Below are 13,761 nucleotides of genomic sequence, written 5' to 3' on the forward strand. Positions count from 1 at the left end.
ACATCATCACATTGAGATAATGCTTTTTCAACCGCTTGAACTTTAAATTCTTGTGTAAATCGACGTCTCATTTTTATCTGCCTCTATTAAAAGTTAGAGACGACAACTATCCTGACACAGGGGGCTAAAGGTATTGGGTAGTGGTATTTAATCAAAGCCATTAATCTCAACAAATTCTTTATCCATTCTTGTCCACATCTTTATTACTTTCTCTACTCTGGGCCCTTCTTAAACGCATACTCATGCTCATATCCATCCCTGTAGATAACGGTAAATTGTCTTTATCAAGCGGGATATCTGTATCGTTCTCTGACAAATGTGTTAACACCGCATTTAATTGCTGCTCAAAGTCTTTTGGTTTTTCATCATCAAAAAGTGCAAAGGGTTTGTCATTTGATTGCCATTGCTCACACTGCGGCATTACATGCTCACGGCCATATTCCATAAATTGACATATGAATGCCAATACTGGCTCATACGCATCTTTACCGTTGTAATAAGGATTATGGCGCGGTTGCACCATAAAATTAGCCCAACGCATATCACCGCGCTTACCAAGGCTGCGCGTCTGAATACGCATCATTTGTGAGTCTTCATGTATTCGTAGGTCTTTAAAATGCTGGGCGCGAACGTTGCCCTTATACCAGTGATAAACAATTTGCCGATTACGGTCAAACACCATCGGCGCTTGGCGCTTAAAAAAGATTAGAAAATACAATAAGGGAGGAAGTGTCAGTATAATAAAGATGGATAAAATTATATCTCGCTTAAGGCGAAACGTACCGCCAACATCAGCGGTTTCATAATAGTGATAATGCATATAACGACTTAATGACATTTTGCCATTTTCATCAAACATATCGTAAAAACTTTTACTTACTGGTTCAACATTTGGGGATAAAAAACAATCTTCTCCATGCTTTTTTTTATAAAAATCAACCATTTTCATCATACTCTCTTCCGTTGATTTCCACATGGAATAAAAACCAGCTATCTGGTAAAAGGCAATAAATGACACCATGCACAACGCCGGAATAATACCCATATTACGGGCTTTTATTGAGTTGTTACTGAGCTTACAGATGTTGTCATCAACATAGGTAATAGGTGCTGGGGGTGTTTCACCACGCGGTAATTTAACTGCCAATAACGCCTTTAATTTGTTAGCTAAGGGGATTGGGTAAATTGGTTTAATTAATGCCATAATATGCTGATATTTTAAAAGGTGAAGTAAGCTTAGGTAAAAGGGCTGTTCACAAAGAGTGCTTGGTTACAGCCCCGTAAGTACTAAGAAGTTAATTTACTCTTTAAAAGCCCCTAACGGCCTTACTTTTTTCTTTGTCGCATCTTCAACAAACCACTGTTTCACTTCATCTTCAGTCAACCCCTCCTCTGACAAGCGCTTATATAGGTCTTTTTCTGATGGGGTTGAATGGTCGCTATTTAGCTTTGCGGCTAACTCTTTTAAATCAGCTTCAGGTAATGTTTTACCCCAAGGCAAATCGCTATTTGTAGGGTTAGGCAATGGTAACTTTAACTGCAAACCATGGTTGCTGGTTTTATCAGTCATTGAGCCGATATCATTAAAATTAAAGCCCGAATTACCCGCAGAGTTAAAGTTAGCAACACCTAGCTCCATCGTATATTGCTGCTCTTCTTTGTCAGTAAATATATCACTAAATTGGCTTGTAAATATGTCTCCAAAAGGCCTTAAACCTTTAATAAAAACTCGCTTTGGCGATTCATAATTTAAGCTAAAATTAGCGGCAAAAACAAAAACCTGCTCTTCACCGGCAAATGCTTTAGCGTCTTTATTATGCCAATTAAGCAACGCTCGAGCTCGAGCCTGTTTACCTTTCTCGTTATAAGGGCCTGCGTTATTCAATAGTTCAATTAACTCTTCATACTCTGGGCCTACCTGCTCATCAATTTTGCACTGGTTGTCATCCCACATATCCTCAAACTGATAGTCATCGTCATGCCATGTATCCACCATTTTATTTAAAATAAGTTTTGTTTTGTAACCTTTATTTGCATTACGTGTGGCTTTACCTAAATAGCACAGTTTTGACTTATACTTCGGGCCGTTATCATTAATACCAATAGTCTGCTGCAGTATTAAATCACATGGCACACTACGCCAATCTAAACCAATGAGTTTTTTTGTATAGTTATCAGACTCTAGCTCTGTACAGGTGGCTACAACCATAATATCGACTTGGGTATTCCAATCAAAGTCATCAAATATTATGTCATCGCCAAACTGGCGTACTTTAAACCCTAAACTTTGTGCGGCAGCAAATTCACTCTCAAATAAACGGATTGAGCGCCCTTGCCTTTGTATTTTACTGGTCATTAAATAAGGCTTTCCTTCACCGCCAAAGCGCACCAAAATTCTAATGCTTTTTTCCCCCGCAAAAAGCTCTGGGTATACAAAGCTTGAGCTATTACTGGTTAAAAAGTCTTTTATTAATAGTGACTCTTCATTACCACCATTACGCTTTGTATTTAAATCAACATAAAACTCATTCGCCACATATCTATTTTTTAAACCAAGGGCATCAAGAGCCTCAGCAGTATCAGACTCAAAAATCATCTCATCACTATTATCTTTACGTTCCCCCATTAACGGCAATACAGCTTCACGACTACTGCCAACCTGCGCACCAATGAAATAACGCATGTCAGAAAAATTGTCATCTTGATAATATTCAAATGCAGAGTCATGCATAAATGGGTAAAAAGCCGCTTCATGAACCATAGGTTTAGTGCCTAAGTAAGTTTTTGGCCCTAACTGAAAAAACGGCGTAAATACACAGCCAAACTTTCCAGCAAAGTGCTTTTCGCTCTCTAATAGCTCAGACTCAACAAGCGGCCTTACGAGCTCTTTATAAGCAAGCTCGTTATTTTTCCCGTCACAGCGCGTTACTTTAAAGGTAATAGGGGCAATACCGGTCATCGTATCGTTAAACACCACTAAAACACGGATAGGTGTAAATGGCGTTAAGCGCTTTAGTTTGTTGGCAATAATTGGCAACCATTTTTTTGACGTTGGGTCTTGATAATATAGGGCGCTGTGATGATAACTTGCTTCACCATAGTCAGAAAATACCGGCTCAAAGGTGTTTGCAAAGCTTTCTAAGTATTTACTGCCTTCTTTTTCTTGGGTGCCAAAGGTATGAATAGGAAAGTAGTTTTGAAATTCAGCGGTAATATAGTTATGTTCACGCGCGAGTGTTGGCACCGTCATCATATAAAAGCCATACGGGTTAGACTGCGAGTGCACATAAAGTGCATTTTGAGGATCTTCTACCACAGCTTTACGTGCGGCTTTAGTTAACAGGCTATAATTATCGCTAAAACCATAAAGCGCTTTATTATCAGTATCATTACTTTGTTGTGCGGTAATGCTATCAATTAAAAACACCCAAAATGTATCCATCCTAATTGATGCACCAGGTAAATTAGGCAGTGCCCAGCTATCACCTAATAAAAAGTTCTCTATGTACTGTTTTACTTTATAGCGCTCTAAGTTTGAATAATACTGGCTTTTATCACCTTCACGCTGCGCCCTTAATAACAAGCCCATCAGGCCCGATATTGCCTCTGAGCGCAGTCTAAATTGCGCAGCCCACTGCGTACTTTGCTCTGTGCTTTCGCTCTCTTTAAATTCATTAAGCAGCTCATGCATCATCCCTTGGTTAGCCGCGCATTCTTGGCCTAGGCGTTTATCTCTTTGAATTTCCGCATAATACTTTTTACAGGCGTTATCGAGCAGCACTTCATCCATTAAATTAGCAGCCGATGTAGCAACCGCAGCGCCTGCTTTTATTACTGCCACCGCTGCAGCAATCGGTGCTGTTGCCGGAATAAATGCCATCACACCTAAAGCAATATTGATCATTTGCCACGCCATGGCATCGGCAGTTTCACCTACTTTTATGTCGTTAACCACGGTTAAGTTACGAAAGCGCTCTAAGCTATCCATACCTTCGCGTGATGGGCAAACAGAAAGCTGGCTAATAGCATAAGCGGCAATATGTACACGGCGATTTTGCGCTCGGCTGGCTTCATCTTTATTATTTACAAGTGGCTGAGTATAACCTAGCCCTTGCACTTCAATACGCGCCTCATCAATACCAGCTTGAGTTACTAAAATATTTTTAACAGCATCGGCTCGTCGCTCAGATAGCGCCATATTATAATCGTAATGACCCAGATCGCAGGTATGGCCTGCCACTATAATTTTAAGAGATTCGTTTAGCTCAAACGCCTTTAAAACCGCTTCACTTTGCTGCAAAATAACATCACGGTATTCATCGCTTACCTGCTCACTATTAAGTGCAAACTGTGCTTTAATTACCACGTCTTTTACAATTTCTTTAGCACTTAAATGCTCAAAGTAATCCTGAGCAACCGTTTTATAATGCTGCTTAGATTGCACTAAGTTAGGAATATCAGTGCCAATCTGCTGTACTGTAGTTTGCCCAAGCGCAACAATGTTAGTCGCTAAATCAGCCATATTTAACGCATTGCCTGTTGCATCCATTGCCACTTTAGGAATACCAATACGCCCAGCAACTGTACCGCTGTACTGCCTCATTTGAGCCGGTGTATTCTCAGGCAGTCGCCACAAATTTTTTGCAAGCGCATCTTTCCAATCATCTGTTGCAAAGCCTGCGCGGGCAGTACGTAGCTTTTGCCACGCATCTTGCCCATCTTGCATAGCAAATACAGCGTCTAGGGTTGCTTGAATAGTTGTATCAGCATTTGCTCTTAAATGATCATGTAATGCCTTGGCAATTTTACTGCCTAATACAAATTTACCATTGGTGGTAAAATTACCGTTACTGGCACTGGCGGTTATATCAGTATTGATTAACCCGGCGGCGAGTTGTGCGCGACCTTTAGCCACCGCCCAACCATGACAAAAGCTTTCATAGCCGCTAGCTATTTTTATTGGTTCATCGCTCACTTTAGCGCGGCCAATTTCTTTACCATTTTCATCTTTTACACTGATGTTTTTTGGGTCGTAAGTGGCATGCTCGGTTTTTAAATCTTTGGCATAACTAATTAAGTGGCTATAAAAGCGCGGGAATTGCTTTATTATTGCCTCTTCAACCGAAAGCGGATCGCAATTAATTACATCAAACTCACCGGCTTCATTTTTTATATCAAATCGGATCATTTCGGCAAGTTCATAGTAATAATATGTGCCATCAAATTGAATAGATTTAGTACACCATCGCTCAGATTGTCCTTTAAATAGATATTCTTCAAGCTTTATTTTGATTCTATATAACCCTCTAGGTAGTTTCTTGTTAGTACCTGATATAACTGCTAAGTTAGTTTCACTGTCGAAAGTAGCAAATAAATCTTCACCCACAGGCGGTGACAAAGCAATATTTTGATCCGTAGAAAGAAGCGGGATGTTTGGATTAATACTTAATATTATCGCCCGTGTTTTAGCCAACACGTACGCTTGAATAGCCTGTACGTTTTTTTGAGTTATTTCTTTTTCATACCACTTATTGTAAGTGTCGTCTTCGCTATTTTCTGTAGGCTGTTCTAAGTTGGTAATGAGGACTGTTTGTAGCTCTAATAACGGCGTATTTGAGCTACTGTAATTTTTAAATTATCAACAAACTCTTTCGCCCAGCCACTAGGGTTATTATTTGCAATAAGCCCTATAGACTCCATTGGCGGAATAATAATAGGTCGTTGATTAATAGCCATGTATGCATGAAACGGCAGGCGCGTCTCTAATGACTCACTGTTTATTGTTGATAAAATACCGGCGCTATTTGTTTTTAATACAATAGGTTTTTTTGTATCGTATGTGGCTAGCTTAGGCTGCTCGGCCACCACGATTCGATTTGCTACCGGAGTTAATTTGCCAACCGGTTTATTATTCTCAACATATCCAGTTAGTAAATACACTAACGGGCTTGCAGATCCTTTGCTCATTTCATGCATTTTATTGTCCTTTTGCTGCTAAATTTGTAATCGCGATAGGAGCTAAAGGCCGCATACCCCAAATATATTTTTCTTTTATTAACACCTCTGAGTACTCACCTGTCACTATATTCTTTGTTTTTATAATACGCTCTGAAAGATAGAACCCTTTTTCATCACGCTCTTGTAAATGTTTTACTAAATACTGCAATTGATAATCTTCTTCTGGAGAGAAAATTATCCCGCCGCCAGTTCCTTCTTCCGAACTTTCTATATCAGGATTGGCAATATTCACCCAGTGAAAATGCGCTTTCGGTCTGGCGTGGGTCATAAACGCTAAATACTTACCATCCGGTGAAATACGGTGGTTTTTCATCTCCCACGCTTTCGGAAAACCAAAATTCACTTTACGCACTATTTCGCCATTAAACTTATGTATCCAAAAGCCATCGTGCTTTACCGCTAAAAATTCTTTATCGCCCGGGAGTAAAAACAGCTCATCTGAATAAATTATTTTGCGCTGTGTAAGAGTGGCTGTTGATACCTGGTAGTTGTAATGTTTACCATCTGCATAAAAAATCACATTATCGCTATCTGAGGTCCAGTTAAATGAAGGATGCCCCCCCCCGCCTGACATGGTGATTAGTTTTTGTTCTTTGATGTCGTAAAGCTGGCGTGTCGCTCTATCATTGATATAACCCGAAATTGCTATATAACGGTTATCTGGTGAGCGAACTGCCTTATGCAGCCCTACAGGTCTAAATTGTATAAACACTTCTTCAGGAATTATGCGGCGCCTGTCTGAGCCATCTAAACGCGATGACCACAGCGTGCGTATCTCACTGTATTTGTATTTATTCCAAAACATTAACCGCGGGGTTGAAAATGTATCTGCATCACCATACACCTCTTCGCGTATTTCGAGTGGCCACTCTGGATGGTTTTTGTGCTCTTTAGCCCATGGGTATTTAGCAACATCAACCTCTACTTGTGGTGAACTTTGCGATGATGGCTCTGAGCAACCGCCTAGTACCAAGCTGGCACAAAGAGAGAGCACGCAAAACATGCTGTATTTTTTAAAAAACATCAAAAACTATCCTTTTACTACATGCACTTATTTACGAGGTAATATAAATAAGTGCATTCATTAAAACTTGTGTTATTGCGTCAAAGTGCTTGTGCTTGCACTTACTCTTCTACTATTTCTGTCACTTCAATCGAGAGTGTTAAATTACTGATAAATAAACGGCGTATTTGAGCTACTGTAATTTTTTAAATTATCAACAAACTCTGCAGTCCAGCCACTAGGGTTATTATTTGCAATAAGCCCTATAGACTCCATTGGCGGAATAATAATAGGTCGTTGATTAATAGCAGTGTATGAATGAAATGGCTGGCGTACGTCTAATGAGTCACTATTTATTGTTGATAAAATACCCGCGCTATTTGTTTTTAATACAATAGGCTTTTTTGTATCATAAGTGGCTGATTTAGGCTGTTCAGCAACAATAATTCGATTTGCTACCGAGGTTAATTTATCAACCGGTTTATTGTTTTCAACATATCCAGTTAGTAAATACACTAACGGGCTTGCAGATCCTTTGCTCATGTCATGCATTTTATTGTCCTTGTGCTGCTAAGTTAGTAATTGCTACAGGGACTAAAGTTCTCATGCCCCAGATTCCTTTTTCTTTAACTAACCCTTCAGTTTGCACACCTGTTAGTATGTTTTTTGTTCTGATGACACGCTCTGAAAGATAAAACCCATTTTCATCACGTTCTTGCGAGTGCTTTATTGTATACTCTAATTGATAATCTTCCTCTGGAGAAAAAATAACTCCACCACCTGTTCCTTTCTCTGAATGCTCTATTTCAGGGTTTGCAATATTCACCCAGTGAAAATGGAAGTCTTTTCTGCCATGAGTCATAAACGCTAAATATTTTCCATCCGGTGAAATACGGTGGTTTTTCATCTCCCACTCTTTTGGGAAACCAAAATTCACTTTACGCACTACTTCACCATCAAACTTATGTATCCAAAAGCCATCGTGCTTTACCGCTAAAAACTCTTTATCGCCTGGGAGTAAAAAAGCAGCGCCACTGTGGTGAATTTGTGGTCGTGGGGTTAACTCGCCTGTTGGAACATGGTAATTAAAGTTTTTGCCATCTGAGTAAAAAATTACATTTTTACTGTCTGACGTCCAATTAAACCACGGGTAGCCGCCACCGCCTGACATGGTGATTAGCTTTTTCTCTTTAGTGTCGTATAACTGGCGCGTCGCTCGGTCATTTATATAACCCGAAATAGCGATATAACGGTTATCTGGTGAGCGAGCTGGTGCATGTATACTAATAGATTCAAGCTTTTGAAATACCTCTTCTGGAATAATACGGCGTCTGTCTGAGCCATCGAGTTTTGATGACCACAGCGTATAAACCTCGCTGTATTTGTATTTATTCCAAAACATTAACCGCGGGGTTGAGAAGGTATCTGCATCGCCATACACCTCTTCACGTATTTCCATTGGCCATTCTGGGTGGTTTTTATGCTCTTTAGCCCATGGGTATTTAGCAACATCAACCTCTACTTGTGGTGAGCCTTGTGAAGACGGCTCTGAGCAACCGGTTAATAAAGCTATAAACACAAATACGGATACCGTATAGCCCTTGTTAAAAAACACCTTAAAAATCCTTTTATAAAAACCTAAATAAAAAAGCCCATATCAATGAGCTTTTTATTACGCAATGTTTAATCACTTAGTTTGCGAGCATTTATAGCCTCGATACTGACTTCATCTAAACTTTTCGAATGGACCTCAAACCACTCTTTAACTTCATCAACAGTCATGTCATTTGAATCATAAAAGCCTTTTTGATAATCGCTCAAGTGCGGTTCGAGTTTGCTATAGCGTGTACTATTCATTGCTTTAGACCATGGCGCGTTATTGATTACTGATTTCGGTAACTCCACCTCTAGGGCAAAGCCGTGACTGTATGTATCATCGAATAACAAGCCATCAACAGTGCTAAAGTCGGCAACGTGTATACCTGAATTACCAGCCGTTCTAAACTCTTTAAAACATAGTTTAGGTGATTCATCAACCGAGCCATTAGCGTTTATATCCACTTTACCAAAAGGGCGAATACCTTTTACGGTATTGCCTTTGGGGGTCTTATAATCCAGTTTAAAACGTGCGACATACAAATGCTTTTTCTCAGTTTGGCCTTGCTTGTCTAACTCAGCTTTTTTGTTATGCCAATTAAACAACGAGAGTACCTCTTTCTCTTGCTCTTGCTCTTGAGAATCACTTCTTAAAAATGAAATAAAATCGCGAAGTTGAGACTGCCCCTTTACGTTGCGTCGTCTTGTTAGTTTATAGTGATTATCACGTATTTTGCCTCTGTTAAAACCACCTGTTAAAGAACGTTCAATTTCACCAATATTAATTAAATTACTGGGATAAGTAGGCCCTTGCAACTCACTGTCTTTAGGCCAACTTGACGAAATACCCGTCATACTTAAAAAGCACGGAATAGTATTGGAGTTTAGGTTGATCAGGTCTTTGCTGTAATTATCTTCAAGTAACCTATCGGCGGTTACCACGACAAAAACTTCAATTTCAGTATTCCAATCATATTTTTCAATTTTAAGGCTATTACCGTGGCGAGTGATGGTAAGGTTGTTTTTTATTGCACTTGCCCAAAGCTCGCGCTTATAAAGCTCTTCATAAGTAGTTTTTTTGTAAGGTCCCTCTAAATACTCATTGTTTAAATTCGCTAATGAGATAAATGGCGCGCCTTCTCCCCCAATTCTAATTGCCATAGTAACGGTTTTTTCACCATCAAATAACGCAGGGTAGGCAAAGCTTGAATCATAGCTTGTTAGGTAGTCTTTAATTAACAGCGAGCTGTGTTTTTCTTTATCAACACTTACTAAAAAGTCGTCTTCAATAAAACTAAGTACCCCATCAAACTCAACGGGGCCTTGTGAAGGTGTTTGTTTAAGCGGTAAATCTACACTTGTCGTGCTAGCCACTTGGCACCTGATTCTATAGCGCATATTATTTAGGCGACCAGAGTCAGCATAATCATCTGCGCTATTAATACCAGGTAACAAAAAAGCCGCTGAATGAGCGGTTGGCTTTATACCTAAATACGTTTTAGGCCCAAGTTGATAAAATGGCTGAAATACACAGCCAACCATACCTATATAACGCGATTCATCAAAACCATCTTGATTAATAAATAGCTCATCTTTGGTCAGCGCACGTGCAAGCTCTGAATACTTAATACTGGTTACATCCCAGCCATCTATACGCTTCACTTCAAATGTGAGCGGTGCTATATGGGCCATCGTTTCATCAAACACCACCAGCACTCTAACCGGTGTAAATGGGGTAATTGATTCATCCCCTAAATCACTCATTAAGTGCCATTTTTTAGTATTAACATCTTGGTAATACATCACACTACAATGATAATTTGCTTCACCGTATTGCATCATTAATGGGTCAAAAGTATCAATAAAGTTGTCAAGCTCATTAGTGCCTAAAGTATGTATCGGAAAATACTTTTGATACTGTGTTTGTAAGTAACCTTGTAAGGAAGACACTGGCGCTTTAGACATCATATAAAACCCAAGCGCAGGGCTAACCATGCCTATCAAACTTGCTGTTGATCTTTCTTCATCCATTACTTGTACGTGGTTGTCGTATAATATTTTTCGGTCACTCGCGGCGGTTAATTTAAAGTCTTGGTTTACACCATAGGTTAATTGGTATTCCCGCTCAGCTGCACCAGAGCCTTTCATTTTATTTACGTTTTCAACTAAGTTAACCCAAAACGTATCCATTTTTATTACCGCGTTATCTATTAGCGGATACGCCCACTCATCGCCGAGTAAAAAGTTTTCAATATAGGCCTGAATCTCTAATTTTTTTGCATTGTTGATATAGTCTTCTTTGCTGCTTGCATACACTTGCGCTCTTAGCAGTAACCCCACTAACCCCGCAATGGCTTCAGCTCTTACTCTGTATTGCGCCGCCCATAAAGTGCTATTAGCAATGGTGTGGTTACTGTTCATTTCTGTTACCAAATCACGCATTAATGCTTGGTTGGCGCTACTTCGTTCGCTTTGCTGTTTTTGCCTATCATCAACCGCTAAATATTGTTTGCATATATTATCTGTCATTATTTCATCAGCTAAGGCAGCAACGCCTCGAGTAACAACAGGCGCGGCGTCTACCACCGCTTTAGCAAGCCCAATTGAACGTGCCACAAGCGCGGTATGAGGTATTACACTTAATACCGCAAGCGCAGTGTCAAGCGCGGCCATTAATGCTTTGTCGCCCTCTTTTGAGCGTGCGATTTTTTTCTCAACACTTAAGCTACGGTAACGTTCTAAATTATTCAGCCCCTCACGAGAAGCACTTACAGCAAGGCTACTGACAATATAAGCTTTAAGGCTTACCCGCCGGTTAATTGCACGTTGGGCTTCTGAGTCGTTATCAACCAAGTTCTCAAGCATGCCGTACCCATATACCCGCATGCGAGATTCAACTTGGTTATGATCCATACCGCGGCTAATCATTTGTTCAGCTAAAATAGTTTTAACAGCCTCAGCGCGCCTTAAAGACAACTTTTTATTATATTCAAAGCCGCCGATATCACAGGTATACCCTGAAATATCAACCATTGCATTAGGGTTTGCTAGCAGCCCTTCAACAATAATTTGGCTACGCGATATTATTTCATTTTGGTACTTCTCACTCACAACGTCACTGTCAAGTTCAAACTGGCTCTGAATAACCACATCATGGCTTACTTCGCGCTCGCTTAAACGGGCAAAATAATCATCAGCCACTCTTTTATAATGATTAACACTGGTGTTTAAAGTGTTTTCCGCTTCACCAAAATACGATATGGTCGCCTCACTAAACGCGCAAATACTTACAGCTAAATCAACGGTATTAATAAACTTATCTAATACGTTAAGTACGCTCGCAGGAATACCTAACTTACTACCGAAGGTATTATTGAATTGCCGTTCCTGATTATCAGTTAAACCACCGTTAGCTAAACTAAAAGGCAAGAATCTTTCCCTTAATGCATCGCTTGCTGTCACGCCACTGGGGTTAGTTAACGCCTCCCTCACTTTAACCCAAGCATCAACACCGCTATCAAGTGCAAAGGTAGCATCAAGCATTGCCGATACTGCAGGGTCCTGGTTAGTTTGAAAGTGGGTATGCAGCGTTTTAGCAACTAACTTGGCAAATTTCCCTCGGTTATCATGGTGTACGCCATCGGCATCAACATATTGCTGCATGTCGGCAACTAAAAAGCCCGCAGCAAGGCTGGCACGGGTTTTAGTTAATTCCCAGTTTGTACAGTAATCTAAAAAGCCACCGGCAATTGCCGTGGGTTTGCTATTCGGCATTTTGGCATCGGGCGAGCCATATTCAGGCAAGCCTTTTTTTGGCTCATTAGGGTCAAAACCTTCAGGGGCAGAGGCCGTGTTTTTTGCAAAGTTAATTAAGTGGGTGTAATAACTCGGAAACTGCTTAATCAGCGACTCTTCAACAGAAATTGGGTCGCAGTTAATAATATCAAACTCACCCGCTTCATTTTGAATGTCAAAATGCAACATTTCGCTGAGTTCGTAATAAGGGGTGCCACTGTCATCATAGCTAAGAGCGTTTTGGCTCCAACGGTTACCAAGCGGCCTAAGAGTTCTTGAATCTAATTTAACGCGTATTTTATATAAACCAGCGCTCAATTTTTGATCATTGTTATTTATAACCGCACTATAAACTTTACTTTCAGTTCCGAGCTCATCCTCCGTATTAAAAAAACCTTTAATTGGCGTTTCAGTACCTTTTACTATTTCAACATTACCATCGCCGCCTGCCAACGGAATGGAGCGATTTACACTGAGTAACAGCGCCCGTGTTTTAGGTATAACATAACCATAAATATGGGTTACCTTGCTCTTAATAATGTGCTCGTTATACCAGTCGCTGTAGGTTTTATCTTTACTATCAGGGCGCTTTAAATCTGCAACTGCAATCTGTCGATAAATAAGGGTATTAATCTTGCCCTTATAACTTCCTAGTTCAGTTTTAAATGCCTCAAACCACTTATCACCTTGGCTTGCCGCTAACAAGCTTATCGCATCAACCGGCGGCACAATAATAGGTCGGTTTTTATGAGCATGAAACGGGTTTCGTGTCGTCAACTGTTTGTAATCAACAGCCTCAAGCACGGCGCCTTCATCACTGCTTAACAGTATTGGTGCAGCTCCATCGCTATCAGCCACCACCACACGGTTAAACAGCGGGGTGAGCTTACTGATTGGCTCGCCTCTATTAACATAACCCGTGAGTAAATACGCTTTAGGAAAACTAGATTGCCCAGTATTCAATTGCTCTGTCATTGTTCATCCTTGATATTAAACACGTCAAAAATATATATATTTCCCATGCCCCATATATCATTTTCTTTAATTGGTATTTCTCGTGTTTGCTGAGTATTTAAATCAAATTCATAAAAAAAGTCATCTATATAATACTGACCATTCCCCATTAAATCAGTCGAATCTTTAAACCCTTTACTTAACACTTTATTTTTTTTATCTGAGAAAAAATAACCCCCTGTTTTGAAAGGTTTTGTAATGCGCTTACTGGGGTCTGATAAATTAACCCAGTAATATTTAGGGTATCCAAGCCCCTCTGATAAAAAAGAAATATAATCGCCGAAAGGGGATACTTTTAAATACTGCATCGTAAATTGGGTGTTAAAGCCTAAATC

7 protein-coding genes and 1 pseudogene are annotated in these 13,761 nt (G+C 40.0%); all 8 read right to left on the minus strand.

Annotated features, from left to right (window positions below):
* Nucleotides 1–178: 178 nt before the first annotated feature.
* Entirely contained in the window at nucleotides 179–1,204 is a 1,026-nt protein-coding gene (locus H5154_RS21385) for a hypothetical protein (RefSeq protein WP_182719547.1), read from the minus strand.
* A gap of 96 nt (nucleotides 1,205–1,300) precedes the next feature.
* The gene (locus tag H5154_RS21390; protein WP_259398581.1) at nucleotides 1,301–5,473 is read right to left on the minus strand and encodes an OmpA family protein; all 4,173 of its coding nucleotides are present in this window, start codon (nucleotides 5,471–5,473) and stop codon (nucleotides 1,301–1,303) included.
* A 125-nt stretch (nucleotides 5,474–5,598) separates the two neighbouring features.
* Complete coding sequence (locus H5154_RS23855) at nucleotides 5,599–5,976, minus strand: hypothetical protein (protein ID WP_259398582.1); 378 nt, start codon at nucleotides 5,974–5,976, stop codon at nucleotides 5,599–5,601.
* A 1-nt stretch (nucleotide 5,977) separates the two neighbouring features.
* A complete protein-coding gene (locus H5154_RS21395; RefSeq protein ID WP_182719548.1) occupies nucleotides 5,978–7,042 on the minus strand; it encodes a hypothetical protein in 1,065 nt (354 codons plus the stop codon).
* Between the two features lie 144 nt (nucleotides 7,043–7,186).
* A complete protein-coding gene (locus H5154_RS21400) occupies nucleotides 7,187–7,573 on the minus strand; it encodes a hypothetical protein (protein WP_182719549.1) in 387 nt (128 codons plus the stop codon).
* 1 nt (nucleotide 7,574) lies between these two features.
* A complete protein-coding gene (locus H5154_RS21405) occupies nucleotides 7,575–8,636 on the minus strand; it encodes a PD40 domain-containing protein (RefSeq protein ID WP_182719550.1) in 1,062 nt (353 codons plus the stop codon).
* A 68-nt stretch (nucleotides 8,637–8,704) separates the two neighbouring features.
* Nucleotides 8,705–13,387 carry an OmpA family protein gene (locus tag H5154_RS21410; RefSeq protein WP_182719551.1) on the minus strand — a complete coding sequence of 1,561 codons (4,683 nt, stop codon included), beginning with the start codon at nucleotides 13,385–13,387 and terminating at the stop codon, nucleotides 8,705–8,707.
* Nucleotides 13,384–13,761 (minus strand): annotated as a pseudogene (locus tag H5154_RS21415) (hypothetical protein); the annotation flags it as partial. The pseudogene H5154_RS21415 and the gene H5154_RS21410, both read right to left, overlap by 4 nt.

Origin of the sequence: Pseudoalteromonas sp. SR44-5 (assembly GCF_014163675.1) — a bacterium.
GTDB classification, from domain to species: Bacteria; Pseudomonadota; Gammaproteobacteria; order Enterobacterales; family Alteromonadaceae; genus Pseudoalteromonas; species Pseudoalteromonas rhizosphaerae.

Bases quoted from the DNA above. Each gene is read 5' to 3' on its own strand.
- H5154_RS21385 (WP_182719547.1), bottom strand. From the start codon at position 1,204: ATGGCATTAATTAAACCAATTTACCCAATCCCCTTAGCTAACAAATTA.
- H5154_RS23855 (WP_259398582.1), bottom strand. From the start codon at position 5,976: ATGCATGAAATGAGCAAAGGATCTGCAAGCCCGTTAGTGTATTTACTA.
- H5154_RS21395 (WP_182719548.1), bottom strand. From the start codon at position 7,042: ATGTTTTTTAAAAAATACAGCATGTTTTGCGTGCTCTCTCTTTGTGCC.
- H5154_RS21400 (WP_182719549.1), bottom strand. From the start codon at position 7,573: ATGCATGACATGAGCAAAGGATCTGCAAGCCCGTTAGTGTATTTACTA.
- H5154_RS21410 (WP_182719551.1), bottom strand. From the start codon at position 13,387: ATGACAGAGCAATTGAATACTGGGCAATCTAGTTTTCCTAAAGCGTAT.